Raw genomic sequence first — 26,325 nt, forward strand, 5'->3', positions numbered from 1 at the left:
TCTGAGGGCGTGGTAGCGTCTGGCCACTCGCGAGGCATCCGGCGATGATGCGTCCATTCCCACGAGGCATCTGGTCTGGGGTGATCGGGTTTGCGCTGCTGCTCAGCGCGACGATCGCGACCAGCCAGCCGGTCGGTCCGCAGGCCGAGCCGCCGGGGATCGCGACTCCAGAGCTTCACGGCCTCCCGAATCATGATGGTCCGCCTCCCGGCAGGACCGAGGCGGCCTCCCCGCTCCGTCAGAAAACCGAGATTCCCCAAAAGGCGAAAGATCTGCTTCGGACGATCCGGGAGCGCCAGGGCATGCCGCCCCCCGGCTACGCGGGCGGACGTACCTTTCACAATCGAGAACGCCGGCTCCCTCGCGGGCTGTACCGGGAGTATGACGTCAATCCGAAGATTCGGGGCCGGCCGCGCGACGCGGAACGGATCGTCATCGAACAACAGACCGATCGGGCCTATTACACGGCCGACCATTATCGAACGTTCGCTCCATTCAAGTGAGACACCATGCCGCACCGGACGTCCCTCGCTTCCATCATCCAGTCGATCAAGGCACCCTGGGTCCTATTGCTCACGCTCGACGCGGGGGCGCACATCGAGAAGGTCTTCCATGTCCCGGACGGATTCGTCCTGCGCGTGGTTCGCGGAGCCAAGTGCCGCACCGCCGCCGCCTTGTTCCAGGAGTTCGCCCGCGCGCTCAAGTTGCCCGACTATTTCGGGCACAACTGGGATGCCCTCGAAGAATGCCTCGCGGATCTGGAATGGCTACCCGCCAAAGGGTATGTGTTGGCCGTCACGGAAGCGGAACAGGTGCTGATAAAAGAGGAAGACGACTACAGCACGTTTCTCGAAGTGCTGAGCGATGCCGGTGAGGCGTGGGCGGCAGGTCAGGCCGGTTCCGGCTCCAGACCTTTTCATGTCATCCTGACCGTGTCCCACCAGCAGAGGGCCGCACGGGCACATTGGTCGATTCCGGAAGTCGGTTTGGATGCCGAAGTGGGACACCGAGCCAAGGTATCGCGAAAACAGCCTCCATCCGTAAAGTGAGTCCGATACGCCGATCGGAGGCACCCAGGGCACGATTGGTGTGAAACGGCTGGGGCACAATGGCGGAGTCGATGGGGCGGACGTTCAGGACGGTGACCGCCACTTCCAGCGGAAGGGGGCCGGCGAGAGCCCGTCGGTTCCCGTGTCACGCGCATACGCTCGGGACGCCCGCCAGCGGGCCTGGACTTCATCACGATGTGTCAGGCAAATCCCGTGTGTTTCCCGCACGTCGTCGAGGGGAGGCTTCTCCCCCACTACGTCGTTCTTCCCTTCGTATCGGCACCAGGAACACACGACCTTCATGGACAATGCCTTCTCCGAATCCAGCCAGCGGGTGACGCAAGATTCAGACCGACGCTCAGTGTGCCCGACGAGTGAGGTATTTCCTAAATAAATCGCAAACACGCGTGTTGCGGCGGGCGAAAGCGGACTGGATCAAAAAAGAATCGACTGTGGATCTCTGTCGTCAATTTTTCGACACTCCGACCACATTCGAGCCAAAGATCCAAAGGTCGCCCGCTTCCTTGACCGGTTCTCACCGACCATGATAGGTTGCGCCCCCGCCATGAAGACCACTCGTTCAGCCAAACTTTTCGAACGGGGTCAGCAACTCATTCCGGGCGGCGTCAACAGCCCGGTCCGAGCCTTCCGTTCAGTCGGAGGCCAGCCCCGTTTCATCAGCCGGGCGAAGGGCTCGCGCCTCTACGACGTGGATGGCAACACCTACATCGACTACGTGTTGTCCTGGGGGCCGATGATTCTGGGACACGCAGCTCCGTCCGTGATCGCCGCGGTCCGAAAGGCGGCCGGGCGCGGCACGAGTTTCGGCGCACCGACCGAGCTGGAAGTCTCACTGGCGGAGATGATCCGGGAGGCATTTCCCTCCATGGAGAAGATCCGTCTGGTCAGTTCCGGCACCGAAGCGGTGATGAGCGCGATTCGTGTCGCCCGCGGATTCACCAAGCGCGACACGATTTTGAAATTTGAAGGCTGCTATCACGGCCACAGCGACTATTTGCTCGCCAAGGCCGGGTCCGGTCTCGCCACGTTAGGCATCCCGGATTCGCCCGGCGTCCCGGAAGACTTTGCCAAGCACACCCTCACCGCCCCGTATAATGACATCGGCGCGGTCCGTCGCCTGGTCGACAACCATCGCGGCCGCCTTGCCTGCATCATTCTGGAGCCGATCGCCGGCAACATGGGCGTGGTACCTCCGGCTCCGGATTTCCTGTCCGACTTACGAAAGCTGACCCTCGAACACGATATCCTCCTGATTTTCGACGAGGTGATCACGGGGTTCCGGGTGGCTTACGGCGGCGCTCAGAGTCTGTACGGCGTGACTCCCGATTTGACCGTGTTGGGCAAAATCATCGGCGGGGGCCTGCCGGTCGGGGCCTACGGAGGCAGAAGGGAGATCATGGATCTCATCGCGCCCTCGGGGCCGGTGTATCAGGCGGGAACGCTGTCAGGAAATCCACTGGCGGTCACGGCGGGGATCGCCACGCTCACCAAGCTCAAGGGTCGCGGCGTCTATACGGGGCTCGAAGCGCGGGCGGCGGCCTTTGCCAAAGGGATGGGCGCTGCGGCCAAGAAAGCGGGCATCCCGCTCACGCAGACACGGGTGGGTTCCATGTTGACGTCGTTCTTCACCGCGAGTCCCGTGCGCGATTGGACGACAGTGAAACAATCAGACACGCAGCGCTACGGTCGGTTCTTCCACAAGATGCTCGACCAGGGCATCTACCTCGCGCCGTCACAATTCGAAGCCGTGTTTCTTTCCACCGCCCATTCCTCGGCGGAGATCGACAAGACGCTCCGCGCCGCATCCGCGGCCTTTAAGAGCTTATAGCTGATAGCCTATGGCAGAAGCCGACACCCTCGGCTGTATCTTCCTCACATCCGATCGCATCGCTTCCGATACAGCCTGCAGAATGTTCAAAGGGGCTGTCAGCAAGACCGCAGTGAGGTCCGCGACGCGAGGAATAACGAGTGTCATGTCTGCGGACGGGCGCGAGACGGTGAGCGCCCAGTGTCTTAGGCGAATCGTAGATATTTCTCACCCGCCTGTGGGAACAGGCGATGGTCCCAATCGTACGTCGAAGCCTTGAACGAAACGAGAACGAAGCTGGCAGCCGCTTTCAACATTCTGCTCTATTCGTCGTCCTCGTCGTCCGCATCCATCGCTTCCTGACGTTTCTGCTCTTCCATGGCGTTGTGCAGCAACATGCGGATGAACATCGAGTATAAGGAACCCTTTTCCAACGTCCCGCCCGGAGGGATCGCAATCTTGCCCTCCTTGATCATCTTATCCATCCACACCTTCTGATCGGGGGCGATCAGAATGGGAATCTCGACGAGTCCGACCCGACCGAACATTTCCATGACTCAACCTCCGGGATAATTCTGGGAGCGTACAGTAAGAACTTCTACAATCGAGCTTGTTGTTCTCTGACCGCCGCCATTCCAGCACGCGGTTTTCTCGGTTGTCAACCGGCGCTGGAGTCCTGGCACGATCTCTGCGTTCACCTTCCAGGACGATGACCGCGGGCACGACAACCTTCCGTACGCTTTCCGGTCTTCTCACCATGATTCTTTTGCTGCCATTGCCGGAAAGTCACGGGCAATCGTCCACTTTCTCCGCGTCCTCGTTGCCGACAACGCCCTTGTCTCCGCAAGCCGGCGCCGGATCCCCCGAAGACCTCGGCTCGTGCGATCTCTGCCGGCCGCTCGATGGACGACCGGGATCGAATCTCAAGCGTCAGCGGCACGATCGGGATCCCCATTTTCGGCGAAAAGCACAACCTGACGGACTGCATCGATCCAGGAACCGAAGCCTCAAGTCCGGGCTGCCGAGACATCCCCCAATCCAGCAATCGGCCCAAGACCGGTCCGAACCCTCCCCCGGGGAGGTCGCGCCATAACCGTATCGGGAACAGGCAAGCGGCTTGCACTTATTTCTTCTTGTTCGAGGAATTATCCGAGAACAGCAACCAGCCCAGCACGACAAAGCCGATGGCCACACCTGTGATGGCCAGCCAGGTTCCGATTTTGTCCATCAATGTTTCTCCTTTTCGGCCGGTCGCAGTGCATCGGCTATTGCCTTGTCGAGGCGCCGCACCTTCCCCCCGCCGTCCGTCGCCGCAAGACGCGCCGAGCCTTCCACTACCAGGCGTCCGCTCTGTTTGTCCTTGACGACGTGCGAGAACGTCAACGAGGCGCTGCTCAAGTCCGTCACCGATGTGTCAATCGTCAGTGTATCCCCATAACGGGCCGGAGATCGATAGGTCAGCTCTGCGTGCACCACGACAAACACCGTTCCCTCGTCCATCAACTGCTTGACCGAACATCCGCGCTCTTCGAGGTGTGCCGTCCTGGCCCGCTCGAAATACTTGAGATAGTTCGCGTAATAGACGACGCCTCCGCAATCCGTGTCTTCGTAATAAATGCGGATGTCCATCGATAGAGTAATGGCCTATAGCAAATGGCTTATGGCACGGACAAGACTAAAGGATAGAAATGTGTAAAAACTTTAGGTATTCAACAGAGTATTTCTGAATGCATTGATACTCTTGGCAAGCCGCTGGCTATACTCGTACAGATTTTATTGTGCTCAGGCTCTGTAATGTAAACACGATCTTTGGCAAGAAATGCCCCCGCCACAACCTCGTATGTCGAGCCTAATGCTATTTCCAAATGATAGTCGAATACCTTATTGGATTTTTGGGCAGAGCCTTCTGCGATGTTAAGTCCGATTGAATTGGCTGCACGATTCATTTGTGACTTCAATCCATAATCTTCATGCCTTGGAAACTTCGCGGTCGCGGCATAAACCGTCGTCGCGTATTCCTTCGCCATTTGCCATCTCCAAAGTCTCAAACCGAAAGGCCATCTTCGCCCTTCTGTCTCCTCTGCCATACGCTATACGCCATGAGCCATATGCTCTTAAAGATTCAATGTCGGAAACCTTGGCAACGTACTCTCGTTTGACCCGGCGAGACGGACGACGACGTCATACAACTGCTGCACCCGCTCAGCCTTCACCGGTTCGAACCCGTGTCCCAGGATCCCGCGGTTGGCCGCATCGAGCAGAGGTTTCATGGTCGGCCACTCCCGCAGAAAGGATTGCCCCAACTGATCCCCCAGACCGGCCAGCGCACGAAACTGTGCCTGCAGCGGCAACCGGTACTTGCCGTCGATGTCGTCCAGGTGGCACACACGACAGTTTTCTTGAAGGGCTTGCGGCAATTGCTCCGGCCGCACGTCCCAAGTCTTGATTCCGTGCGCCGTAAACAGACGGCGCTGCGCCAGGGCTTCCAGCGCCCTGAGCAGCGATCGCATGGCTCCCTCCGCATCGTTCGTCACGCGCAGGCGGCGTCCGGCATGGGCGAGCAAATCGACGGCCACGGATTCTTTCACTTCCGAAGGGTCGAGGACGAGCTTCTCGAGGAACCCCGAATTGGCTTTGATCGCGGGCAGGCAGCTCTTCACCTCCGCCGGCCCTCCGAACAGGGTCGCCATCTCCAGCGCCTTGATCGACGTCTTCAACTTTTCCCACGCGTGACGATGTTGAAGGCGCTCCCACAGGTCGTAACCGTCAGCCAAGTCGGCGAGCGCGCGATACAGCGGTTTCAGTCCTCCGCTCACGCGATGCTCGATCTGGCGAAAGACTGCGGCAGCCGCCGCCAAGGCGCCGCGATTGAACAGGCTGCAGCCTTCCCGTCGCATGCCTCTGGCGGCCTCGTCCCAAGGATTGGCCTGAACCCATTGCTTCTCCATCCCATCCAGCGTGACGGTCTCTCCCTCCCGCCCCTCTTGCGCGCCGATGATGGACACCACGCGGGACGCATGAGGCAAAGCCGCCAGCGTCAACCCCGCCGCCATCGCCGCCGTGGCGCCCGACAAGTCCAGCACGAGCGACCCCGATTCGATTCCCCAGGTTTCGAGCAGCGCCGGGAGGGAACGGGCGATCGTCACGTAGCAGGACGGGAAACTCTCGACATCGGGTACGACGATCCAGTCCCAGCGCCGGGGGACCTGAGACAATTTTGGCTGCAGATCGTGTTCGACCAGCGGCTTCGCAGATTCGGGAAGGACAAAGCAGGCGGCGTCCGGTCGCAAACGGTTGAGTGAATAGACCGCGCCCGCGACCTCCTCCGTCAGCGCCACGACCAATGCTTGAACCGGCTGCTCCTGTGCCATCGCGCGCGGACTATAGCATCGGGCCATGCAGTGATCAATTGACGCAAGTCGCGTGGTGCTTCCGCTTGACGACATCTCGAAACACGCTTAGACTTCGCGGCGACGCGCAGAATCGCTCCTCTCCGCACCGCGTCCCTCTCGGAAGGCTTCCCGATGGTCTGGTGGTATTGGATGGTGTTGGGCTTGGCGCTGCTCGGAGCCGAAATGGCGACGCCGGGCGGGTTTTATATTCTTTTTTTCGGTCTTGCCGCGTTGATCGTCGGTACCCTGGCCGGAACCGAGGTCGTCCAGACCGACTGGCTCCAATGGCTGCTGTTTTCCGTCGTGGCGGTCGGTTCCCTTTTGATCTTCCGGGGTCCGCTCCTGGCGAAATTGAGCCCACACGGGCACGCTCAGCCGGACATCGATTCGATCGTCGGAGAAACCGCCATTCCGCTCGAGCCATTGGCGGCTGGCGAAATCGGAAAGGCGGAACTGCGCGGAACGACGTGGACCGCCAAGAATGTCGGCGCCGAGCCCCTCAAGAAGGGTCAACGGGGCAAGGTGGCCCGTATCGAAGGATTGACGCTCTGGATCACCAACGAATAGCCGTTCCGTTCATTGTCCGAGGATGATGAGGAGGTCGCATGGCATCGGGAACTCTGGTCGTGCTCATACTGGCGCTGCTCGTCCTCTATGTGATCGCCAAGACGGCGGTGGTCGTGCCCCAACAAAGCGCCTACGTGGTAGAGCGGCTGGGTAAATATTCCGCCACGCTCAACGCCGGATTCCACATCCTGCTCCCGTTCATCGACACCATTCGATACCGGCATTCGCTCAAGGAGGTCGCCATCGACATTCCCGAGCAAGTCTGTATCACCAGGGACAACGTGCAAGTCTCCGTGGACGGCGTGCTCTATCTCAAAGTCTTGAACCCGGAACGGGCGTCCTACGGCATCAGTGATTATCACTTTGCGCTCTCGCAGCTGGCCCAGACGACGCTCCGCAGCGAAATCGGAAAGATCGAGCTCGACCGCACGTTTGAAGAACGGACGAACATCAACATCCAAGTCGTCAACGAACTGGACAAGGCGTCGGAGCCCTGGGGCGTGAAGGTGCTGCGCTACGAGATCAAGAACATCACCCCTCCCAAGGACGTGCTCAACGCGATGGAAAAGCAGATGCGCGCCGAGCGGGAAAAACGCGCGCTCATTCTGACTTCCGAGGGAGAGCGCGACGCCGCCATCAACCAGGCCGAGGGGGAAAAGCAGCAAGTCATCAAGGCTTCGGAAGCCAGAAAGCAGCAGCAGATCAACGAAGCGGAAGGCGCAGCGTCCGCCATTTTGGCCATCGCGCAGGCGACCGCGGAGGGACTGCACAAGGTCGCCGACACCATTCGGGTTCCCGGAGGACAGGAAGCCGTGCAACTGCGGGTGGCCGAACAATACATCGCCAAGTTCGGCGAATTGGCGAAAGCCGGCACGACGCTCGTGCTCCCGGCCAGCGTGTCCGACGTCGGCTCCATGATCGCCCTGGCGATGAGCGCCGTCCGTCAGACAGGCCAGACATCCCCCTCCAAATCAAGCTGACGTGTTCGAGGCCGGTGACTTCACCGGGCCATGAAATATTCACCGGGATAGTCGACGTGTTGACCGTTCGCGTCCGCCCACCCTCGGCACCGGCGGCCCATGCCTTTTTCCGGCCAAGGCCGCAGCACGCGAAGAGGCCGGGCGTATTCTGTCGGTACGTTGAGCTTCTGAGCGAGGCGAGAACGCCGCTTGATGATCGGCGCGTCCCGGCGCGCAGGGCGGGTGGGTGCCACAGTGACATGTTCAACATCTTGCTCGTTTGACAGGATGGTCGCCCGGCCCCTAGAATCGCGCGCGATGAAAGACGTGGTGCTCAACGCGTTCGCGGAAAGCACGGCCGTCAAACAGCAATTCGTACGCGAACAGGCCGACCGGATCGTGCGCGTTGCGGAATTGACGGCGGCGGCCCTCGCGAAGGGCCACAAGGTCCTGCTCTTCGGCAACGGAGGCAGCGCGACCGATGCGGCGCACATCGCGGCCGAATTCGTGGGCCGCTATAGGCGAGACCGTGCACCGCTGCCGGCCATCGCGCTGGCGACCGACATCGCGGCCATTACCTGTATCGCCAACGACTACGGATACGACGAGCTCTTCGCGCGTCAGGTTCGTGCCCACGGCCGAGCGGGCGACATCGCGATCGCCATCAGCACCAGCGGCAATTCTCCCAACGTCCTGAAGGGAGCGGAAGCCGCCAAGGCGTGCGGGCTCATCACCGTCGCCTGGACCGGTGGCAGCGGCGGCAAGCTGGCCGGCCTCGTGGAATTTCCCTTCATCGTTCCGTCGACCGTGACGGCCCGCATCCAGGAATGCCATATCACGATGGGCCATGTGATATGTGAATTGATCGAGGACCATCTCCTTGGCAAAGCCTCCTGACCGGAAGGTTCCGCTTCGAACGGCTCGGGCGCTGATCCCGCCGATCAATGTTTCGGACCTGAAGACGTATCCCCTCAAGAAGCGCCACAGCAAGGTACGGGTATCCGATTTCGCCGAGCCGTGGCGCCGCGGAGGCAGCTTCGCCCGGTTCTACCGGTCTCTGCCGGATATTCTGGGCGCGAAGACGCTCCGGGCCGTCGCCGCCTCGATCGCCGCGGCCCATCGCAAGCGCAGGCCCGTGATCGTCGGCATCGGCGCCCACGTCGTCAAGGTGGGATTGACCCCCATCTTCGTGGACCTCATGAACCGCGGCATCGTGTCGGCCATCGCCATGAACGGCGCCGGCATCATTCATGACTTTGAGCTGGCCCTCATGGGTCACACGTCGGAAGAAGTCGATGCCGAGATCGACCAGGGACGCTTCGGCATGGCCGAAGAAACCGGGCGCATGATCAATGACGCGATCATCCGGGGCGCGAACGAGGAGCGCGGGCTCGGCGAAGCCGTGGGACGCTATATCAATGATTCTCCCGGCCTCTTTCGCAACCACCGGACGAGCATCCTGGCGGCCGGCGTGAGGCTCGGCATCCCGGTCACGGTGCACGTGGCCATCGGTACCGACATCATTCACATGCATCCGTCCGCCGACGGCGCGGCGATCGGCGCCACGTCCCTATTCGATTTCCGACGTCTGACGGCCGTGGTTTCGAGAATGGAAGGCGGCGTGTATCTCAATATGGGCTCGGCCGTGGTCCTGCCGGAAGTGTTCCTCAAGACCGTGTCTCTGGCCCGGAATCTCGGCCACCCTTTGACGCAGATCACCACCGTCAATATGGACTTCCTGTCCCACTATCGCCCGTTGACCAACGTCGTGCGCCGGCCGACGCAGAAGGGCGGCCGGGGTTATGCGCTGATCGGTCATCATGAAATCATGGTGCCGCTGCTCGCGGCGGCCATTTACGAAGAACTGGGGTAATTCGCCATGGCGTCTTCACCGACACCGCCTCTGACGACGGACGAACTGACCGCGATCTGGTTCGACCTCAACGTACGATATTTCGACGGAGCCCTGCCTCCCATCGACCTGGTCTGGAGCAGGCGGCTCACCTCTTCGATCGGCATGTTCGTCAGTCGAGGGGGCCCCCGATCGTCTTGGAGCGAGACCGCGTCCGCCAAGCCGCCGCGAAGGGAAATCCGGCTGTCCCTGCCGCTCCTGACGCCGCTGCTGGCCGGGTCGCCGCACGGTTTCACTGAATTGCTGAGCACGGTGGCCCATGAAATGATCCATCAGTGGCAATACGACATTCTCAAGCGGCGCCCCAGTCACGGACCGGACTTTCTGCGGAAGATGAGCGAGGTGAACCGCGACGGATCCCTCGCCGTCAGTCTGTACCATTCACTGCAACAGGAGGTCCTCGCTCTGGCGCGCTTCGCGTGGCGGTGCCGTCAATGCGGACGCATCTACCGCCGCCAACGGCGGACGATTCAACCGCGCCGGCATCATTGCGGCAGTTGCCGCGGCGCACTGCAGGAACTGGGCGCCGTGCGCCGCATCGAGTCTCCGGTTCCCCGCCCGTCCCCGGATCGCGCCCAACTCTCCTTGCCCTTCTAGCGGGAGCGGAATGTCACATGGGATGGCCGCGTCAGATTTTCTTCGGTGACGTGGATGCCATGTTCGCCTCCGCCGCGATCGTCAAAGCCCCCGAGCTGGCCGGCAAACCCGTGGCCGTCGGCGGACAGGCGCCCCGGGGCATCATCGCCGCCGCGAGTTATGCCGCGCGGGCATTCGGCGTCCGCTCCGCCATGCCGACGGCCACGGCGATCCGCCTCTGTCCCGAGCTCGTGCTACTGCAGCCCGATCGGCCGCTCTACCGCCAGATGCACGAGCGGATGCAAGGCGTGACCGCCCGCCTCTTTCCCACCGTGGAGTGGAGCAGCATCGACGAGTTTTACGTCGACACGACCGACCTTCACCGTGTGTATCCCGACCCCGCGTCATTGGGCCGCACAATCAAGCAGGCCATATTCGACGAAACCGGTCTCTGCTGCACGGTCGGAGCGTCCACGGGCAAGGTGACGGCCAAGATCGCGGCGGACGCGGCCAAGCCCGACGGTCTGCTGATCATCCCCCCGGGATCGGAAGCGGCGTTCCTGGCCGATCGGCCGCTTCGGGCACTGCCGGGCATCGGCCCCAAGACCGGCGAGCGGCTGCACACCATCGGCCTGCGGACGATCGCCGACCTGCTCGATCCGCGCTGGGAGACGTCGCTGCGCCCGCTCTTCGGCCAGCGGCTCCATTGGGTGCGGGAACTCGCGCAAGGCATCGATCACGACCCGGTGGTGCCGGACCGCGAATCCAAAAGCATGAGCCATGAAACCACATTCGAGCGCGACACCGGGGACCCGGCCTCTCTCGAACGGGTGTTGCGGGGTTTCCTGACCGCGCTTGCTCGAGAACTGCGGCAAGAGTCCCTGGCGGCGGGTTCGGTGACCGTCAAGCTCAAGGACGCGCGATTCGCCGTGACGACGAAGCAGCGCCGATTTTCCCGGCCGCTCAATTACGACCCCGACATGTGGCCCACCGTGAGAATGACGCTGCAGGACCTCATGAAGCCCGGAGCCCTGTATCGACTGGCCGGATTGGCCGTGACCTCGCTGACTCCCGCCCCCTCCGGACTCTTCGACGGGCGACGCAGCAAAGCCATTGAGGCGATGGACGCCATTATCGCCCGGCACGGGTCGGGCGTGATGGGACTCGGCGGCGTCTCCCGGACGGACGACGAATAACCACCCGGTTCCATCCGGGAGGCGGAGTCGGTATGATGAGCGGCATGTCTACAAAAGTGTTGACCATGGGCGAACTCGTTCCCGTCCTGCAGCGCGCCCGCGCCTCGAACAAACGGGTCGTGTTCACGAACGGCTGCTTCGACCTCATGCACGTCGGTCATACCCGCTATCTCGCGGAGGCCAAACAACTCGGAGACCTGCTGGTCGTCGGCGTCAACAGCGACGACTCGGTGCGCGCGTTGAACAAGGCGCCCGGTCGTCCCGTGGTCCAGGACGCGCACCGGGCCGAAGTCCTGGCCGCGCTCGAATCGGTCGACTATGTGGTCGTGTTCAGCGAACCGGATCCGCTGAATCTGATCACGGCGGTCCAGCCGGACGTCCTGGTCAAAGGCGGAGACTGGCCGCTCGACCGCATCGTCGGCCGCGACGTCGTGGAGCGGCGCGGAGGAGTGGTGAAAACCATCCCGCTCGTCCCCGGCGCCTCGACGACATCGATCATTCAACGGATTCGTTCCATCTAACCGCTTCGACGCGACACTGCCAACCTCATGATCTACGAACGCCAACACGTCTCATCCTCGCGACAGGGCCACCCCTCCCGAATCGGTTGTCGATCCGATCAGGCCGGCCGCAGTCGCAGCACCGTCGCCCCGTCGTTTCACACGCCGTCCTGACGATCGAGGAATCACCACCTTGTCGAATTCGTCCCTTTCTTCAGCCGCCCAATGGATCACCCCGATCGCGACGGCTCTGGCCGCTCCCCGTGGTCGCGCCTGCCTGACCGGTCTGCACGGCTCCTCAGCCGGTTTCGCCCTGACGGAACTGTGGCAACCCGGATCCGGCTCTCCGTCCGGCAAGCCGTGGCTCATCGTCACCGGCACCGACGAGGCCGCGGAACGCCTCTACGACGATCTCCTATTTTTTCACCGGCTGACCGGCCGGACGACCGACTCCCTGACGCTCTTCCCCCGATGGGAAACGTTGCCTTACGAAGCGACTGCGCCCCACGTCGGATTGGTCGCCCGCCGCATGAACGCGCTGCACGGAATCCACGGTGCCCCGGCCGCGCGGGTCGTGACGTCGGTCGCCGCCCTGACTCAGCGCCTGATGCCGGTGGAGACGTTCGTGCGCTCGCTGCTCCGGCTCGATGTCGGCGGTTCCATCGAGCGAGACGCCTTGACCGGCGGATTGTTGCGGTTGGGCTACCGCCGGGTGTCGGTGGTGGAAATCCCGGGCGAGTTCAGCATCCGAGGGGGCATCATCGACATCTTTTCGACCGCGTATGGCGATCCGTTGCGGGCGGAGTTTCTCGGCGAAACCATCGACTCCCTGCGCCTCTTCGATCCGTCCACCCAGAAATCGACCCGGAACCTGGATCGCGCCGTCGTCTTGCCGGCGCGTGAATATGTACGGCTGGATGCGGCCACCGAGGCGCTGGCCCCGATTCAGGCCGACGCGGAGTGGCGGGCGCCGGACCTCTATCCTCATATGGATACGCTGTTCGACTACTTTTCGGCGCCGCCGATGCTGGTCTTGGATCAGCCCGCCGTCCTCGCTCGCTCCGCCGCCGATCTCTGGGAGCGGATCGATGATGGGTATCTACGCAACAGCGAACGGGACGGTTCATCCCCCTATCCTTCGCCGGAACGATTGTTTCTGACCTGGCAGGACGTGGTCTCCGTCACGGAGGACCGGACTCAACTCGCGTTGGAGCCGCTGGCGGCGGCCGATCCGTCGTGGGATCCGGTCCAGACCTTCCCGGCGCAGCTCCCCGCCAGCGCCGGCCTCGGAGTACGGGGGACCTCGTTCACCCAAACACTTACGATCCTCGATCGTCTGCGCGAAGCAGGCCGGGTGGCGCTCGTTGCGAGGAGCCGCGGCCAGGTCGAACGCCTCCTGGCCTTGCTCCGCGAGCACGATGTCCCCGCGGTCGAATGGACCGCCGCGCATTGGAAGGGCTCGGGCCAGACCAAAGCCCCGTTTTACGTCCTGCAAGGGGAACTCTCGGCGGGATTTCTCTCCACGGACCTGCGCCTGACCGTCCTGACGGAGGAAGAGCTCTTCGCCAAAGGGACGCGTCATAAGCCCCAGGCCAAGAGCAAAGCCGCGACCTTCCTGTCGTCCCTCGAAGACCTCAACGTGGGCGATTACGTCGTGCACGTCCAGCACGGCATCGCGAAATACCAGGGACTCAAGCGCCTGACGGTCACGGAGTTCGACAGCGATTACCTGATCCTGGAGTTTTTCGGCGGGGACAAGCTCTACGTGCCGCTCGACCGGCTCAATCAGGTGCAGCGGTACAGCGGCGCCGACGGACACGTGCCCCGATTGGACCGCTTGGGCGGCACCGCCTGGGCCAAGACCACGGCGCGCGTCAAGAAGGACATCGAGGAGATGGCTCAAGACCTGGTCGACCTGTATGCCAATCGGGAACTGGCCACGCGCCACGCTTACGGGTCCGACAGCACGCTGTACCATGAATTCGAGGCGGCGTTCGAATTCGAGGAGACGGCCGATCAGCTCAAGGCCATCGACGACATCACCCGTGACATGGAGTCGAGCAGGCCGATGGACCGGCTCGTCTGCGGAGACGTGGGCTACGGCAAGACCGAAGTGGCGATGCGGGCGGCCTTCAAAGCCGTGGAGGACAATCGTCAGGTGGCCGTGCTCGTGCCGACCACGCTCCTGGCGCATCAGCACTATGACAATTTTACCGAGCGGTTCGCCCCCTTTCCCACCAAGGTGGCGTTGCTGTCGCGATTCCAGTCGCCCAAAGAGACCAAGGCCATCTTGAAGGACGTGGCGGCGGGTATCGTCGACGTCGTCATCGGTACTCATCGTCTTCTGCAGAAGGACGTGACGTTCCGGAACCTCGGCCTGGTCATCATCGACGAGGAGCAATGGTTCGGCGTCAAACACAAGGAGCGGCTCAAGACGCTGCGCACGCAGGTGGACGTCCTGACGCTCACTGCCACGCCGATTCCACGGACCCTGCAAATGGCCATGGCCAGCGTGCGCGACCTGTCGATCATCGATACGCCTCCGGCCGGCCGGCTGTCGATCCGCACGCACGTCGTCCGCGGCAGCGACAAGCTGATCCGCGAAGCCGTTCTCCGCGAACTGGGACGCGGCGGGCAGGTCTATTTCGTCCACAACCGTGTCGAAACGATGGAACGGACCGGAGCCTGGCTGCAACAGATCGTTCCGGAAGCCCGCATCGTCATGGCCCACGGGCAAATGGACGCGAAGCCGTTGGAAGCCGTCATGCTGAAATTCTTCCATCGGGAGGCGGATGTACTGATCGCCTCCGCGATCATTCAATCCGGGTTGGACGTGCCGAATGCCAATACGATCATCGTCAATCGGGCGGACACGTTCGGTCTGGCGCAGCTGTACCAGTTGCGCGGGCGGGTCGGACGAGGCGGCGATCAAGCGTACGCCTATTTTTTGATTCCCGATGAAGGCACGTTGACCGGAGACGCGCAGAAACGATTGATCGCCATTCAGCAGTTCACGGAGTTGGGATCCGGATTTCGCATCGCCGCCGCCGATCTCGAAATCAGAGGGGCTGGAAACCTGCTCGGCAAGCAACAGTCCGGACATATCGCCGCCATTGGCCTTGACCTCTACATGCAAATGGTCGAGCAGGCGGTGCAACGGCTCAAAGGCCTCGTCATGGAAGAAGAGCCCGATCCCGTGCTCCGGCTGAACGTGTCAGCTTATATTCCCGAAGAGTACGTTTCGGATCCGCATCAGCGCCTGTCGTTCTACAAACGGCTTTCCTCCTGTCAGCAAGTCGGCGAGTTGGCGTTGCTTCACGGAGAGCTTCAGGACCGCTATGGACTTCCCCCCGACCCCGTCGAACGGCTCTTCGAAGTCATGCAGATTCGTCTTCACGCCAAGGTGCTCCGCCTGGACTCGGTCGAATTGAAGGCCCAGTCGGTCGTGGTGATCTGGGGGACGAACAGCCGGATCACTCCGCCTGCCGTCCAGCAGATGATGGATCGCTACAAGAACCGGGTGCGTTTTCTCTCACCGACCTCGTTCGAACTTCAAATGTCGCATCAGGACTGGCCTTCCATCTTTCGAGAACTCGCCGCAATGTTGCAAAGCCTGGAAGTCTGTGATACCACCACTTCAACGAAGACGTGATCGCCAACCACATACCGAAGGTCCACCGCCGCATGGTTTCCAGACCATTTCGTTCCGCAAGTCCGTCCGGGTCGGCCGCCGACCGCCGAATTCGCCTGGCTTGCAGCGCCTTGTTGCTGCTGCTGGCCGGTTGTACGCCGCCGTCCTCCGAAGAGCGGATCGTCGCGTTCGTCAATGGACGGCCCATCTCGCAGGTCGAGTTCGAAAACGAATGGAACGAGCTCCCGGATGCGACCAGAACGCGATACGAAAAAGAAGGCGGGAAGCCGCGTCTGCTCAGCGAAGTGATTACTCGCGAACTCTTGTTGCAAGAGGCGCGCAGGCAGGGATTGGATCAAAATGATCAGATCAGGGATCGAGCCCGGCGGTACAAGGAACGCTTGATGCTGGACGAACTATTGAAGGACCGCATCAAGACCAAAATCGAACTGACCAAGGAAGAATTGGACGCCTATTACGACAAGCACGCGCGCCAACTGCTGACGCCGTTGAAAGTCAGAGTGGCCGTGATGCTGCTTCCGAACTATCCGGCCGCGAAGGATCTCGAAAAGCAGGTGAACCAGGGCGGCGACTTCGGCAAGTTCGCCCAGCGCTACTCAATCGACGCCAAGACCAAAGCCAACGGCGGAGACCTGGGTCCGTATCGCAAGGATCTGGTCGCACCGGAAGTGGACGAAGCCATTCACCAGCTGAAGCCGGGCATGACGAGCGCCCCCATCAAGACCGACGCCGGCTACTATCTCGTCAGGATTACGGCGCTCGATCCCGAAATCATCCAGGCGGACTTGGCAACCAGGGAACGACTCCGGCAGGAACTGTTGAACGAAAAACGCCAGAAACGTTTTGACGACGTGATCGCCGACATTCGCGCCAAGGCGGTCGTAAAAATTGCCGACGTGTCCCGGTTCGGCGCCGGAGACCTGGCCAACCGCTGACGCAGGCTTCAAGGCCCTCCTAATGCTGCGGCATCCAACCCGGCCTGCAGACCATCGGTGCCCTTCCTCAATCAGGCCCGTCTCCTGTAGAATCGTGAGATTATGAACCGGCATAGCCCTCCCGCTCGGCCACAACGGACCAGATCATTATTCCCTCCTATGCAATGATCCACCCGACCTCGTTGACCATATGGCTCGTCGCGGGCGCTGCGTGCGGAGCCCTGGTATGGCTGCCCGACCGGCCTCCGGCGCAAGCCGCACATGTCGAAGACCGCATCATCGCGATCGTCAACACCGACCTCATCATGCTGTCGGAGATGAACCGGGAGCTCAAACCTGAGAAAGATCGGATTCAGAGGCAATACCGCGGCACGGAGCTGACTCGACAGCTGTCGATCGCCCAATCCATGACGCTCACCGCCATGATCGAACGTCGCTTGCAGTTGCAGGAGGCCAAAGCCCGTTCGGTCGAAGTGACCGACCAGGAAGTGAAACAGGCGGTCCATCAACTCAAGCAACAGGGCGAAAAACTGGACGAGAAGGACCCCGCGAACATGAAAGCGGTCCGGGAACAGCTGACGCTTCTCAAGGTGGTCGACCGGGAAGTCCGCAGCGGCGTGATGGTCGCGGACCCGGAAATGAAGCGGTACTACAACGAGCACCGCGACCGCTTCTCGCTCCCCGAAGAATACACGCTCAGCCAGATCCTTATCCGGCCGCGTTCGCCGGACGATTTATCGGACGCGACCGAAAAGGCGCGAACGGTCGTGAAACTGCTCAAGCAAGGCGAATCCTTTGAAGATCTCGCGCTTCGCTACTCGGACGGCGCCAACGCGTCACGCGGTGGGCGGATAGGCCTCGTGCGCCAGGGAGAATTGCTGCCGGCCATCGAACGTGGCGTCGCGACCCTGGTGCCGGGCGGCATTTCCGATGTGATTCAGTCGCCGGAGGGACTGCACATCGTCCGACTGGACGACAAGAAACCCAAGCAGTTCCGTCCCTACGACGAAGTCCGGTTGGAAATTCAATCGCTCGTGTATCAACAAAAGAGCGAGGACATGTTCCAGGATTGGTTGGCGGACCTGAAGAACAAGTCGTATATCGAGATCAAATTCGAGTCCGCTCCTTCAGCACCGTCCACAGGCGATCCCTCCCCTCGCCCGTTGTCGACGAATACGCGATGACCGGCAAACGGTCGTCGAGACCCAATTCCGCCCCCAATCGCCGCAGGCCCGCCACTCGCTCGCTCGGCTTGAGTTTGTCGACCTTCGTCGCCACGACGACCGGAAGATGACCGATGGAGAGGAGCCATTCGATCGTCGCCCGGTCCTGAGCGGCAGGCACACGACTTTCCACAAGCAGCACGACGATCCGGACTTCTTCCCGGTCGGTCAGGTAGGCCTCGAGCAGCGGACCCCATTGCGCGCGGATCGACTTCGAAACCTTGGCGTACCCGTATCCTGGCAGATCCACGATCATAAACCGTGCGAGCTGAACGTCGCCCGTGACCACGGAAAAGACGTTGACGGCCCTGGTCTTTCCGGGCGTTCGGCTCACCTTCGCCAGACTTTTCCGTTGCAGCAGCGAATTGATCAGCGAGGACTTGCCGACGTTCGAGCGGCCGACGAACGCGATCTCCGGCAGACCGCCGTTCGGAAACTGTTCGGGTCCGACGCAACTTCTGATAAACTCGGCCGTCAGAATCTTCATCGTATCCACCATTGTCTTAGGCAGCCTCCGTGCGGAAGTCAACACCACGTCGAGGAATGCGTCTGGTCACGGGATTGCTGTTGTGCGCCGCGGTCGGTTTGGCGGCGATCGGGCTCTTTTGGCTGCTCGCCATGCCCGACGTATCCGCCCTCCGCACGACGAATCCCACGATCACGGCTCTCATCGAGGCGCGGCAAGCCCAGGCCAAGGAGCAGGGTCGTTCCATCGGGCGCCACTGGGTCTGGGTGCCGCTCTCCCGCATCTCGCCGTATCTGCGCCAGGCCGTCGTCGCGGCCGAGGACGCGTCGTTCTTCTCGCACGAGGGATTCGATTGGGAAGGCCTGAAAGACGCCGCCCTCTATGATCTGGAAAAGGGCGAACTGAAGCGCGGAGGCAGTACGATCACTCAACAGCTGGCCAAGAACCTCTACCTGTCGTCCGAGCGCTCGCTGTTCAGGAAGGCACACGAGGCATTGATCACGCGGTCGCTCGAACAGCATCTTTCGAAGGACCGAATCCTCGAACTGTATCTGAACGTGGCGGAATGGGGGAACGGAATCTACGGAGCCGAGGCCGCCTCACGGCATCATTTCATGAAGCCGGCCCGCGACCTCTCCGCCGATGAAGCGGCCTGGCTCGCGGCCATGCTGCCCGCGCCGCGCCGATATGACCCGCTCAGAAAGACCACCGCACTGACCCGCCGTCATGAGCGCATCTTGCGACGCATGAGCCGGGTTTCAACAAGACCGGTCACGCGATAAGGTCCGTGGCCGGTGTGTCATGTTGGGCAGGCTATCGCGGCTCGTGGGAATCCCCGACTTCCGGTACGTCCCGTTCTCCGAAGATGGCGGATTCGTGCGTGTAATATTTGAACTCCAGCAGATTGTCCGAGGGATCCTGCAGGAAATAGGTGTGGTGTTCGATCCTGGTTCCGGGAAACCGGACTCGAGGCTGCTGATAGAATGCGAGCCCCTTGGACCTGGCACGATCGGCGAATTCCTGCCATTGCGCTTTCGTCAGAAAGACCAGGCCGAAATGCCGAGGGTAAATGCCTCGTTGAGCCTGCGGCTCATCCACAAGGTGGGCCACAAGCTGATGGCCGGCAAGCCCGAACGTCACGGCGCGCTCTGATTCGCGACCGAGCGTGCAACCCAACCCGTCGACATAGAACCGCTTGGCGGCCAGACGGTCGTGAATGGGAAAGGCCAGATGAAACAGGACTTCGTTCATGTCCAACGATCCTTCACGATGGGACTGCCCGTGCCGCGCCACCAGCCGGCGGCCATGCGAGGAGTGACGTGGGCGATGGCAAACCGCCCGTCAGGCGCTACAACCAACATACCAGCCACTCCCTGAATCCGCGAGACCAGTTGGTTCAAGATCCGCCGGGCGGCGGCCGCCGGGCTTTTGCCCTCTGCCAGCCGCTCACAGACGATCCCCGCCACCGCGAGACGGATGATGCCTTCGCCGACGCCGGTCATCGATACCCCACCGGCCCGATCGTCGGCATAGACGCCGCAGCCGATCAACGGCGTGTCGCCCACTCGGCCGGGCAACATGCGCTCGATGCCGCCGGTCGAAGCTCCGGCCGACACCGTGCCGGCTTGGTCCAACGCGACGGCCCCGACGGTCCCATGTCGCTCTCCTGTCATGGATGTACGGGCGAGCAAGCGATCGTACGACAGCCCCTGACGAGCCTGAGTCGGCGGAAGCCGTTGCAGTTTGAAGTGGCGGGCGAACTTGGTGGCCGACGGACCGACCAGCAACACGTGATCCGTTTTTTCCATGACCAATCTGGCCGCAGTGATGGGATGCACAACGCCCTCGACGGAAGCGACCGCGCCGGCCCGTAAGCCTTTTCCCTCCATGATGGACGCATCCATCCGCCGCACACCGTCGAGTTGACGATAGGCACCCCGGCCGGCGTTGAAGGCTCCGCCTTCCTCCAAAATGCCGATCGCGCATTCCACGGCGGCCAGGGACGGGCCTCCTCGTTGGAGGATCCCATATCCGGCCTCAAGCGCCAGCTTCAGGCTTTGAACTTGTTGCGAGGTCATCGGACGGCGGCCCGCGCCGCCGTGGACGAGCAGAAGAGGGCGAAGACGCGTCAATTGAGCAGCAAGTCCCTGGCGTGACGATAGGCGGGGTCGCGCAGGCGATCCAAATCGGAACGCACAAACCCCAATCCCGTCACGCAGAGTTCGAAGTTCTCGGAGAGTTTTCTGAACAACGGAGGCTCGTCGGGACCCGGATTGCGGGCCATTTCGGCCACGATGCCGTAGGAACGCTTTCCGGCTTTGACGTAATCGACGAGAAAATCCTTGTGATAGATCAGGCCGGCGGTTTTCAATCTGCGCAGGTACTCGGGAAAGAGTCCGGCCATGAACAGGGTGAAGTCGCCGATATGCCGATGGACGTCCCGTTCCCGTTCCATAGACTGTGCTCCGTACAGCACCTCGGACTCGTACAGGAGCTCGACCACGGTATCGAGCGGTTTGCCGTGCTGGCTGCGAACCTTATAAAGTTGATCTGTGCTTGCGAAATCGACCAAGAGATTCGACAGGTAGGCGGTCACGTTCAGATCGGGCCAACCCAGGTGTTCCGTAAAGCTCTTCTCGGTCAATGCCCCGAAAAGCTGCCGAAGCGGATGTCGCGGAGGAACCTCTGCTCCCATCACGCCCTCCCTGCTATGGCCTTCTGTGCCTAGTATAACAGAGTAGCCGTCACTCGCATCCTGTTTGCTGTATGCGTGCACGGAACAGCTCTCACATCCGAATGGAGCCGGTCACCGGGTCTCCAATACGAATGTCACCGGCCCGTCGTTGACCGACTCGACAGCCATGTGTGCCGCGAAGACTCCCGTCTCCACGTGGACTCCGCGTGCGCGCACCTCGTGGATGACGAACTCATAGAGGCGCTTCGCTTCCTCGGGAGGCGCGGCCTCCTCAAAGCTCGGACGCCGGCCGTTCTTGGTATTGCCCAACAGGGTGAATTGGGAGACGAGGAGAACCGAGCCTCCGATATCTGCCAGGGATCGATTCATCTTGCCCCGATCATCGGAGAATATCCGCAACGTCTGCAGCTTCTCGGCCAATGAACGCCCGGCGGCTTCCGTATCGTCGGCCGCCACTCCCAGAAGCACCAACAGTCCCTCACGAATCTGCCCGACGGTCTCGCCATCCACCTCCACCCGCGCCCGCACGACCCGCTGAACGACGGCTTTCATGCGGATCCCGTCCTGTGCGCCGGTGAACGTCGTTTGCCGCCGAGCTTCCGTCGCGGAGGCCGGCGGGGACGCAGCTCCGCCAATGTCCCCTCCAGAGTCAGCAACCGTTGTTTCATCGATAGACCTCCGGAAAATCCGCCCAGCGAGACATCATGTGCCACAATCCTATGGCACGGAATGATGATGGGAATCGGATTGGCTCCCACCGCATTGCCCACGGCCCTGGCATATCGGGGCCCGCCGACGCGGGAGGCCACCCATCGATAGGAGCGGAGGGAGGCATATGGCAGCCGCCGGAGCACTCGCCAGACCCGCTGTTGGAACCGCGTGCCGAGCCGGACGTCCATGGGAAGAGTAAACGTCCGACGGCGGCCCGATAGATACAGCTGCAGCTGCTCCCTGGCACGCTGCAAGCCGCCGGTCGCGCGGCCGATCGTCATCGGCCCCGCGCCCTTCCGGATGCTCCGTTCGGCTTCCTGCCTGGTCTTTTTCGGCAAGCTGATGGCGCAGATGCCCTTGGCCGATTCGGCAATGCCGACCCAGCCCCAGCTCGATCGAAAGATCGTCGCGCGTAGCATTCCGGTTTAGCGCCTGAAGAGACGACCCAGTTTGCGTTGCACCATTCCCCACACCAACTGTAATTCTTCCGAGCCGAACATGGCCTGCATCCCGGCGTACCCGCTGGCGCTGATTGCGACCGCCAGACCCACCATGGCCGACTTCAGCACCCAATCGCCCGGACGGTTCCAGATCTCGACCCCGGCCACCCACAGACACACTCCGATCAACGGCACACAGGCGACCGCCGCCCGGAGCGACGAGCGGCCGATCGATCGCCAATCGACACCGCCAAGCCGTCGGGTCAACATCACCACCAGGATGCCTCCGTTGAGCATGGCCGCCAAGGCAGTCGCCAAGGCCAATCCGGAAGCACCAAGCGGAGCCATGAGCAGTACCGACAACACGATGTTGCCGACGACCGCCACAGCAGCGGAAATGGCCGGCGTTCTCGTGTCCTGCAAGGAATAGAACGCGGCAACGATGATGCGGAGACCGGCGAAGGCCCACAAGCCCATCGCATAACACAGCACCGCGGTGGCGGTGGCAATCGTGTCGGCATGGGTAAACGAGCCGTGCTCAAAGAATAGGTGTACCAGGGGCACGCGCAGCAGGATCAAGCCCAGCATCGCCGGGAGAATGATGAACAGGATCATACGGATGCCGAATCCTACGGTCGCGGCCAATTCGTCCATGACACCCTTGGCCGCCTGCGCTGACAGTGTCGGCAGGATGGCCGTCGCCAGCGCCACGCCGAAAATTCCCAAGGGAAACTGGATCAATCGCATGCCATAGAAAAGATAGGTCGGTCCGCCTGGGAAGAAAGAGGCCAAGATCGTACTGACCGTAATATTGATCTGGGTGACCGACAATCCCAGCAGCGACGGCAGCATCAAAATGCCGATTCGCCGGACGCCGGGATGGCCCGGTTCCAGCCGAAACCCAAACAGCATGCCGCGTAATTTGAGCCCGGGCAGTTGCATCGCAAACTGCGCCGCTCCTCCGGCCACGACCCCGATCGCGACACCAAGAATCGGTTCCGGGAGCGCGGGCGACAGAAACAGCATGCAGCCGATAATGAAGAGGTTGAAAAATACCGGGGAAAACGCCGGTGCGGCGAAGGCTCGCATCGAGTTCAGAATGCCCATAGCCAGCGCCGCCAGGCTGATGAAGAGCAGGTAGGGAAACATGATGCGCGTCAGCAGCGTCGTCATATCCAGTTTTGCGGGGTCGCCATGAAACCCGGGAGCCAGAATCCAGACGATGACGGGCGACGCGAGCACGCCAAGCAAGGTAATCCCGGTGACGATCGTCAACAACGTCGTAAAGACCGCGCTCGCCAACTCCCAGGCGTCCTGTTTGGATTTCAATGTCTGATATTCGGTGAACACGGGAATGAACGCGGAGGACATGGATCCTTCGGCAAACAGCTCGCGCAGTAAGTTGGGAACGCGATAGGCGACGAAGAAGGCGTCGGCGGCCGGCGTCGCGCCAAACAGGCGGGCCATGACCATGTCTCGAATGAACCCCAGGATACGGCTGGAAAATGTTGCGACGCCGATAAGTCCGGCGGCCTTGACGACCGAGCGGGTTTCTTCCGGAAGTTGGACCGGGACCGCTTGTCCGGCGCGAGATCGGGACATGATTCGGGATTCTAGCCGAAGGATCGCGGGCAGTCTATTGAACTGTCGCTTAGGATTCGTCGATCACACGGTCCGGAATTTCGTTGGGATTGTCGCCCGATGTCGCCGGGCAGGCAACGGCAAGAATCTCCCCGCAACGGCTCACGCCCGCACACAGAGCCACGGCCATGTCGCCCGCTCGAACCCCTTCAATCACGGATCGCACCACCTCATCCCACTGGCCCGAGGACACCAGCCGAATCAGTTCCTTGTCCGCCAAGACGTAGACCTCGCGTTCGAGGACCGAGAGCATGAGCAGAATCCCGGTCCGTTCGCGAGTCTGGAAGATACCGTGCTGCGCGAAGGCTCGTTCGGCCCTCAGCCGAACCTTCTGACGCATCCGCTCTCGCGAGGTGATGAGGCGCACGATCGGCGCAAAGGTGCCCGACCACGCACCAGCGGCATATGCGGCGACGGTGCACAGCACCAGCCACGCTGCGTTCTCGCCGTCCCAACTCCATGGCAGCCAGGCGGCTTCCGACATGAGAAGGGCGGTGAGCGTGAACAAGGCCAGGATGAGGCCGGCTCGATGCGTGGCGTCCCGATAGACACCGGACCGCGACACGATCATCGGAACGATTTCCGCCCGGGTCCGGCGTTCGGCAGTACGGACGGCTTCTCCGATCCGCTCACGTTCCTCCGGTTTCAGCACCCTACTGTCACCAATTGCCATTGGCCCCTCCGCCTCCGAAATCTCCCCCGCCTCCGCTGAACCCGCTGTCCGACGACCCTCCGCTCCACCCGCCGCCTCGGCTGCTGTACCATGTCCAGTCGTCATGCGTTCTTCTCCAGCCGCCGCGGCTGGTCCGGAGGACCAGCCAGAGCAGGACGGCCGTCACCGCTGCCGCCATCACCCCCAAAATCATGCCCGCGGATTGGGCCACCAGATAGGCCAGTAGACTTCCAAAGAGTGCTCTGGTTCGTCGTAGTCCCTGGCTGAGCACGATGCCGGCAAGAAAGCCGACGACAACCCCGATAAAAACGAGCTGCAGAGCATCCGTGTCTTGCCCCCAACCTCTTCGAGCGGCGGAGCGATCTTTCGCTTCGTACGTCCCTTCGATGGTTTTGAGAATGGCCTCGGTCCCGGCGCGCACGCCTCCGGGCATGTCGCCCGCCTTGAATCGCGGTACCATCTCATCGCGGATGATATGTGCGGAACGGAGATCGGTCAGCGTTCCTTCCAAACCATAGCCGACTTCGATGCGGAGTCGGCGCTCCTTGACTGCAATCAAAAGCAATACGCCGTTGGCCGTGCCCCGCTGGCCCAGCTTCCAGGTTGTCGCCACGCGGTGGGCATACTCTTCCAGCGACTCGCCCTCGAGCGACGGTATGATCAGGACGGCGACTTGATTGCCGGTCTTTTCCTCATGAGCCTTGAGTGCCGCCGTCAGCCAATCCACGTCGGACGCCGGGAGCACGTGCGCGGAGTCGACGACGCGGCCTGTCAACGGGGGAGCTTCGAGTGCGAAGAGCGGTGCCGCGACCGACAGGAGGGTGAACAAGACGAAGAGCCGGACCGGCCCTCGCCAGACCAGCCTCGTTCTTGCGAGTTTCATACTCGGCCTGGACGGTTTAGAACTTGACCGGCGGCGGCGTGGCGACGCTCTTTTCGTCGGCCACGGCGAAGTTGGGACGCTCCTCCAGATGGAGCAAGAACTTGGCGGTCAGGTTCGTTGGAAAGTACCGGACCATCTTGTTGTACTCGGCCACGCGGTCGATGTAGCGCTTGCGCGCGACGGCGATGCGGTTCTCCGTGCCTTCCAATTGGCTCTGCAGATCGCGGAAATTCTGATCGGCTTTGAGGTTGGGATAGTTTTCGGCGATCGCAATCAGCCGTCCCAACGCCGACGTGAGGCCCGCTTGCGCATTCTGAAACCGCTCGAACGCCTCGGGGTTGTTCAGGGTCTCCGGCGTGATCTGCACTCCGGTCGCCTGTGCCCGTGCCTGCACGACTTTTTCCAGCGTGTCTTTCTCGTGGCCCGCATAACCTTTGACGGTGGCCACGAGGTTGGGAATGAGGTCGGCCCTCCGCTGGTATTGATTCACCACTTCACTCCATGCGGCCTTTGTATCCTCGTCCAGTCCCTGCAAATCGTTGTAACCACACCCGCTGAGACAGGCGAGCACTATCATCCAGCCGGCGATCCCGCGCATTGTACTCATGATCCTCCTCCTTCTGATGAGCCGCCCGCTCATGCTATCATGGCCTTCATCCTTGAATATATTGCGCCTCGGGGAACGGACATGTCACGTGACCACACAACGCGTTCGCCCGGCGGATTCCAGGTCCGTCATCGATCGCTTGGCTTGTATCAAGGGAGCGCGATCGAACTGGCCTTCTGGTATCCCTCCTCCGGTATGCCCGAGTACGGTCTTTATCGATTTGCGACCGAGACGCAGGCGCAGTCCTTGATCGACTTTCTCGTCTCCGCCGCCTGTGCGGAGCCGCTGAGCAGGGAAGACTTACAGATTGAACCGTTCGACCTGGCCGAGCACGAACGACTCGTCGCCGAATACCCGTTGCCGTCCGCCTGGGAACAGCCGCTGTAACGGGATTCCCCCGCCCGGTCCCTTACCTGGTCT

The 26,325-nt window shown here is 61.8% G+C and carries 30 protein-coding genes; 15 read left to right on the top strand and 15 right to left on the bottom strand.

The features are described 5' to 3' along the window. The first annotated feature begins 44 nt into the window (after window positions 1-44). Window positions 45-503 carry a ribonuclease domain-containing protein gene (locus NSJP_RS04135; protein ID WP_080885668.1) on the top strand — a complete coding sequence of 153 codons (459 nt, stop codon included), beginning with the start codon at window positions 45-47 and terminating at the stop codon, window positions 501-503. Between the two features lie 6 nt (window positions 504-509). After that, a complete protein-coding gene (locus tag NSJP_RS04140; protein WP_080885669.1) occupies window positions 510-1,049 on the top strand; it encodes a barstar family protein in 540 nt (179 codons plus the stop codon). 84 nt (window positions 1,050-1,133) lie between these two features. On the opposite strand, the gene NSJP_RS19140 is transcribed toward NSJP_RS04140, so the two are convergent. Then, window positions 1,134-1,352: a hypothetical protein gene (locus NSJP_RS19140; protein WP_155969862.1), complete on the bottom strand. Its 219-nt coding sequence runs from the start codon at window positions 1,350-1,352 to the stop codon at window positions 1,134-1,136. A gap of 262 nt (window positions 1,353-1,614) precedes the next feature. On the opposite strand from NSJP_RS19140, the gene hemL reads away from it, so the two are divergent. After that, the gene (gene hemL / locus NSJP_RS04145; protein ID WP_080885670.1) at window positions 1,615-2,898 is read left to right on the top strand and encodes a glutamate-1-semialdehyde 2,1-aminomutase; all 1,284 of its coding nucleotides are present in this window, start codon (window positions 1,615-1,617) and stop codon (window positions 2,896-2,898) included. A gap of 302 nt (window positions 2,899-3,200) precedes the next feature. On the opposite strand, the gene NSJP_RS04150 is transcribed toward hemL, so the two are convergent. The 4 genes from NSJP_RS04150 to NSJP_RS04170 form a co-directional block, all read right to left on the bottom strand. After that, window positions 3,201-3,431, bottom strand: a complete 231-nt coding sequence (locus NSJP_RS04150; RefSeq protein ID WP_080885671.1) for a hypothetical protein — start codon at window positions 3,429-3,431, stop codon at window positions 3,201-3,203. A 673-nt stretch (window positions 3,432-4,104) separates the two neighbouring features. Further along, entirely contained in the window at window positions 4,105-4,506 is a 402-nt protein-coding gene (locus tag NSJP_RS04160) for an acyl-CoA thioesterase (protein ID WP_080885673.1), read from the bottom strand. A gap of 80 nt (window positions 4,507-4,586) precedes the next feature. Next, window positions 4,587-4,904 (bottom strand): four helix bundle protein, encoded by a 318-nt coding sequence (locus NSJP_RS04165; protein ID WP_172834148.1) that lies wholly within the window; start codon window positions 4,902-4,904, stop codon window positions 4,587-4,589. A gap of 87 nt (window positions 4,905-4,991) precedes the next feature. Continuing rightward, the gene (locus tag NSJP_RS04170) at window positions 4,992-6,275 is read right to left on the bottom strand and encodes a TIGR02710 family CRISPR-associated CARF protein (RefSeq protein WP_172834149.1); all 1,284 of its coding nucleotides are present in this window, start codon (window positions 6,273-6,275) and stop codon (window positions 4,992-4,994) included. A gap of 126 nt (window positions 6,276-6,401) precedes the next feature. On the opposite strand from NSJP_RS04170, the gene NSJP_RS04175 reads away from it, so the two are divergent. The 10 genes from NSJP_RS04175 to NSJP_RS04225 all read left to right on the top strand — a co-directional run bounded on the left by NSJP_RS04175 (window position 6,402) and on the right by NSJP_RS04225 (window position 17,750). Further along, complete coding sequence (locus NSJP_RS04175; RefSeq protein WP_080885676.1) at window positions 6,402-6,836, top strand: NfeD family protein; 435 nt, start codon at window positions 6,402-6,404, stop codon at window positions 6,834-6,836. Between the two features lie 38 nt (window positions 6,837-6,874). Beyond that, complete coding sequence (locus NSJP_RS04180; protein WP_080885677.1) at window positions 6,875-7,816, top strand: SPFH domain-containing protein; 942 nt, start codon at window positions 6,875-6,877, stop codon at window positions 7,814-7,816. 297 nt (window positions 7,817-8,113) lie between these two features. Continuing rightward, window positions 8,114-8,692, top strand: a complete 579-nt coding sequence (locus NSJP_RS04190) for a D-sedoheptulose-7-phosphate isomerase (RefSeq protein ID WP_080885679.1) — start codon at window positions 8,114-8,116, stop codon at window positions 8,690-8,692. Continuing rightward, window positions 8,676-9,668 carry a hypothetical protein gene (locus NSJP_RS04195; protein WP_080885680.1) on the top strand — a complete coding sequence of 331 codons (993 nt, stop codon included), beginning with the start codon at window positions 8,676-8,678 and terminating at the stop codon, window positions 9,666-9,668. Before NSJP_RS04190 ends, NSJP_RS04195 begins: the two co-directional genes overlap by 17 nt. Window positions 9,669-9,674: 6 nt before the next feature. Then, window positions 9,675-10,304: a SprT-like domain-containing protein gene (locus tag NSJP_RS04200; protein ID WP_080885681.1), complete on the top strand. Its 630-nt coding sequence runs from the start codon at window positions 9,675-9,677 to the stop codon at window positions 10,302-10,304. Between the two features lie 17 nt (window positions 10,305-10,321). After that, window positions 10,322-11,479, top strand: a complete 1,158-nt coding sequence (gene dinB, locus NSJP_RS04205) for a DNA polymerase IV (protein WP_172834150.1) — start codon at window positions 10,322-10,324, stop codon at window positions 11,477-11,479. Window positions 11,480-11,523: 44 nt separating this feature from the next. Beyond that, on the top strand, window positions 11,524-12,000 hold the full coding sequence (gene rfaE2 / locus NSJP_RS04210) for a D-glycero-beta-D-manno-heptose 1-phosphate adenylyltransferase (RefSeq protein ID WP_080888502.1): 477 nt from the start codon (window positions 11,524-11,526) through the stop codon (window positions 11,998-12,000). 172 nt (window positions 12,001-12,172) lie between these two features. Then, complete coding sequence (gene mfd / locus NSJP_RS04215) at window positions 12,173-15,631, top strand: transcription-repair coupling factor (protein ID WP_080885683.1); 3,459 nt, start codon at window positions 12,173-12,175, stop codon at window positions 15,629-15,631. A 32-nt stretch (window positions 15,632-15,663) separates the two neighbouring features. Further along, window positions 15,664-16,566: a peptidylprolyl isomerase gene (locus NSJP_RS04220; RefSeq protein ID WP_155969865.1), complete on the top strand. Its 903-nt coding sequence runs from the start codon at window positions 15,664-15,666 to the stop codon at window positions 16,564-16,566. A gap of 182 nt (window positions 16,567-16,748) precedes the next feature. After that, window positions 16,749-17,750, top strand: a complete 1,002-nt coding sequence (locus NSJP_RS04225) for a peptidylprolyl isomerase (RefSeq protein ID WP_172834151.1) — start codon at window positions 16,749-16,751, stop codon at window positions 17,748-17,750. Here the strand turns inward: NSJP_RS04225 and yihA are convergent. Then, a complete protein-coding gene (yihA, locus tag NSJP_RS04230) occupies window positions 17,674-18,276 on the bottom strand; it encodes a ribosome biogenesis GTP-binding protein YihA/YsxC (protein WP_080888503.1) in 603 nt (200 codons plus the stop codon). The two genes, NSJP_RS04225 and yihA, sit on opposite strands and share 77 nt — an antisense overlap. A 56-nt stretch (window positions 18,277-18,332) precedes the next feature. Here yihA and mtgA point away from each other — a divergent pair, with 56 nt between their 5' ends. After that, window positions 18,333-19,037 carry a monofunctional biosynthetic peptidoglycan transglycosylase gene (gene mtgA / locus NSJP_RS04235; RefSeq protein WP_080885686.1) on the top strand — a complete coding sequence of 235 codons (705 nt, stop codon included), beginning with the start codon at window positions 18,333-18,335 and terminating at the stop codon, window positions 19,035-19,037. A 31-nt stretch (window positions 19,038-19,068) separates the two neighbouring features. Here mtgA and NSJP_RS04240 read toward each other — a convergent pair whose 3' ends face one another. The 9 genes from NSJP_RS04240 to NSJP_RS04280 form a co-directional block, all read right to left on the bottom strand. Then, window positions 19,069-19,506, bottom strand: coding sequence for a VOC family protein (locus NSJP_RS04240; protein WP_080885687.1), 438 nt, complete (start codon window positions 19,504-19,506; stop codon window positions 19,069-19,071). After that, on the bottom strand, window positions 19,503-20,387 hold the full coding sequence (locus NSJP_RS04245) for an isoaspartyl peptidase/L-asparaginase family protein (RefSeq protein ID WP_080885688.1): 885 nt from the start codon (window positions 20,385-20,387) through the stop codon (window positions 19,503-19,505). Before NSJP_RS04245 ends, NSJP_RS04240 begins: the two co-directional genes overlap by 4 nt. Beyond that, window positions 20,384-20,950: a hypothetical protein gene (locus NSJP_RS04250; protein ID WP_080885689.1), complete on the bottom strand. Its 567-nt coding sequence runs from the start codon at window positions 20,948-20,950 to the stop codon at window positions 20,384-20,386. The genes NSJP_RS04245 and NSJP_RS04250 overlap by 4 nt, the downstream gene beginning before the upstream one ends. Before the next feature lie 111 nt (window positions 20,951-21,061). Then, window positions 21,062-21,502, bottom strand: a complete 441-nt coding sequence (dtd, locus tag NSJP_RS04255; protein ID WP_080885690.1) for a D-aminoacyl-tRNA deacylase — start codon at window positions 21,500-21,502, stop codon at window positions 21,062-21,064. After that, complete coding sequence (locus NSJP_RS04260; protein WP_080885691.1) at window positions 21,499-22,080, bottom strand: methylated-DNA--[protein]-cysteine S-methyltransferase; 582 nt, start codon at window positions 22,078-22,080, stop codon at window positions 21,499-21,501. The genes dtd and NSJP_RS04260 overlap by 4 nt, the downstream gene beginning before the upstream one ends. A 6-nt stretch (window positions 22,081-22,086) precedes the next feature. Then, the gene (gene murJ / locus NSJP_RS04265) at window positions 22,087-23,703 is read right to left on the bottom strand and encodes a murein biosynthesis integral membrane protein MurJ (protein ID WP_080885692.1); all 1,617 of its coding nucleotides are present in this window, start codon (window positions 23,701-23,703) and stop codon (window positions 22,087-22,089) included. Between the two features lie 49 nt (window positions 23,704-23,752). Next, window positions 23,753-24,415: a TPM domain-containing protein gene (locus NSJP_RS04270; RefSeq protein WP_172834152.1), complete on the bottom strand. Its 663-nt coding sequence runs from the start codon at window positions 24,413-24,415 to the stop codon at window positions 23,753-23,755. Next, the gene (locus tag NSJP_RS04275) at window positions 24,402-25,298 is read right to left on the bottom strand and encodes a TPM domain-containing protein (protein ID WP_080885694.1); all 897 of its coding nucleotides are present in this window, start codon (window positions 25,296-25,298) and stop codon (window positions 24,402-24,404) included. Before NSJP_RS04275 ends, NSJP_RS04270 begins: the two co-directional genes overlap by 14 nt. 16 nt (window positions 25,299-25,314) lie before the next feature. Beyond that, a complete protein-coding gene (locus NSJP_RS04280; RefSeq protein WP_155969869.1) occupies window positions 25,315-25,905 on the bottom strand; it encodes a LemA family protein in 591 nt (196 codons plus the stop codon). Window positions 25,906-25,986: 81 nt separating this feature from the next. On the opposite strand from NSJP_RS04280, the gene NSJP_RS04285 reads away from it, so the two are divergent. Then, the gene (locus NSJP_RS04285; protein WP_155969871.1) at window positions 25,987-26,292 is read left to right on the top strand and encodes a hypothetical protein; all 306 of its coding nucleotides are present in this window, start codon (window positions 25,987-25,989) and stop codon (window positions 26,290-26,292) included. Window positions 26,293-26,325 lie beyond the last annotated feature (33 nt).

It is taken from the genome of Nitrospira japonica, from assembly GCF_900169565.1.
GTDB lineage: Bacteria > Nitrospirota > Nitrospiria > Nitrospirales > Nitrospiraceae > Nitrospira_C > Nitrospira_C japonica_A.

What these genes read in the sequence shown, in the direction of transcription:
- NSJP_RS04135 (WP_080885668.1), top strand. Translation starts at nt 45, where the DNA reads ATGATGCGTCCATTCCCACGAGGCATCTGGTCTGGGGTGATCGGGTTT.
- NSJP_RS04140 (WP_080885669.1), top strand. Translation starts at nt 510, where the DNA reads ATGCCGCACCGGACGTCCCTCGCTTCCATCATCCAGTCGATCAAGGCA.
- NSJP_RS19140 (WP_155969862.1), bottom strand. Translation starts at nt 1,352, where the DNA reads ATGAAGGTCGTGTGTTCCTGGTGCCGATACGAAGGGAAGAACGACGTA.
- hemL (WP_080885670.1), top strand. Translation starts at nt 1,615, where the DNA reads ATGAAGACCACTCGTTCAGCCAAACTTTTCGAACGGGGTCAGCAACTC.
- NSJP_RS04150 (WP_080885671.1), bottom strand. Translation starts at nt 3,431, where the DNA reads ATGGAAATGTTCGGTCGGGTCGGACTCGTCGAGATTCCCATTCTGATC.
- NSJP_RS04160 (WP_080885673.1), bottom strand. Translation starts at nt 4,506, where the DNA reads ATGGACATCCGCATTTATTACGAAGACACGGATTGCGGAGGCGTCGTC.
- NSJP_RS04165 (WP_172834148.1), bottom strand. Translation starts at nt 4,904, where the DNA reads ATGGCGAAGGAATACGCGACGACGGTTTATGCCGCGACCGCGAAGTTT.
- NSJP_RS04170 (WP_172834149.1), bottom strand. Translation starts at nt 6,275, where the DNA reads ATGGCCCGATGCTATAGTCCGCGCGCGATGGCACAGGAGCAGCCGGTT.
- NSJP_RS04175 (WP_080885676.1), top strand. Translation starts at nt 6,402, where the DNA reads ATGGTCTGGTGGTATTGGATGGTGTTGGGCTTGGCGCTGCTCGGAGCC.
- NSJP_RS04180 (WP_080885677.1), top strand. Translation starts at nt 6,875, where the DNA reads ATGGCATCGGGAACTCTGGTCGTGCTCATACTGGCGCTGCTCGTCCTC.
- NSJP_RS04190 (WP_080885679.1), top strand. Translation starts at nt 8,114, where the DNA reads ATGAAAGACGTGGTGCTCAACGCGTTCGCGGAAAGCACGGCCGTCAAA.
- NSJP_RS04200 (WP_080885681.1), top strand. Translation starts at nt 9,675, where the DNA reads ATGGCGTCTTCACCGACACCGCCTCTGACGACGGACGAACTGACCGCG.
- dinB (WP_172834150.1), top strand. Translation starts at nt 10,322, where the DNA reads ATGGGATGGCCGCGTCAGATTTTCTTCGGTGACGTGGATGCCATGTTC.
- rfaE2 (WP_080888502.1), top strand. Translation starts at nt 11,524, where the DNA reads ATGTCTACAAAAGTGTTGACCATGGGCGAACTCGTTCCCGTCCTGCAG.
- NSJP_RS04220 (WP_155969865.1), top strand. Translation starts at nt 15,664, where the DNA reads ATGGTTTCCAGACCATTTCGTTCCGCAAGTCCGTCCGGGTCGGCCGCC.
- yihA (WP_080888503.1), bottom strand. Translation starts at nt 18,276, where the DNA reads ATGAAGATTCTGACGGCCGAGTTTATCAGAAGTTGCGTCGGACCCGAA.
- mtgA (WP_080885686.1), top strand. Translation starts at nt 18,333, where the DNA reads ATGCGTCTGGTCACGGGATTGCTGTTGTGCGCCGCGGTCGGTTTGGCG.
- NSJP_RS04240 (WP_080885687.1), bottom strand. Translation starts at nt 19,506, where the DNA reads ATGAACGAAGTCCTGTTTCATCTGGCCTTTCCCATTCACGACCGTCTG.
- NSJP_RS04250 (WP_080885689.1), bottom strand. Translation starts at nt 20,950, where the DNA reads ATGGGAGCAGAGGTTCCTCCGCGACATCCGCTTCGGCAGCTTTTCGGG.
- dtd (WP_080885690.1), bottom strand. Translation starts at nt 21,502, where the DNA reads ATGAAAGCCGTCGTTCAGCGGGTCGTGCGGGCGCGGGTGGAGGTGGAT.
- NSJP_RS04260 (WP_080885691.1), bottom strand. Translation starts at nt 22,080, where the DNA reads ATGCTACGCGCGACGATCTTTCGATCGAGCTGGGGCTGGGTCGGCATT.
- murJ (WP_080885692.1), bottom strand. Translation starts at nt 23,703, where the DNA reads ATGTCCCGATCTCGCGCCGGACAAGCGGTCCCGGTCCAACTTCCGGAA.
- NSJP_RS04270 (WP_172834152.1), bottom strand. Translation starts at nt 24,415, where the DNA reads ATGGCAATTGGTGACAGTAGGGTGCTGAAACCGGAGGAACGTGAGCGG.
- NSJP_RS04275 (WP_080885694.1), bottom strand. Translation starts at nt 25,298, where the DNA reads ATGAAACTCGCAAGAACGAGGCTGGTCTGGCGAGGGCCGGTCCGGCTC.
- NSJP_RS04280 (WP_155969869.1), bottom strand. Translation starts at nt 25,905, where the DNA reads ATGAGTACAATGCGCGGGATCGCCGGCTGGATGATAGTGCTCGCCTGT.
- NSJP_RS04285 (WP_155969871.1), top strand. Translation starts at nt 25,987, where the DNA reads ATGTCACGTGACCACACAACGCGTTCGCCCGGCGGATTCCAGGTCCGT.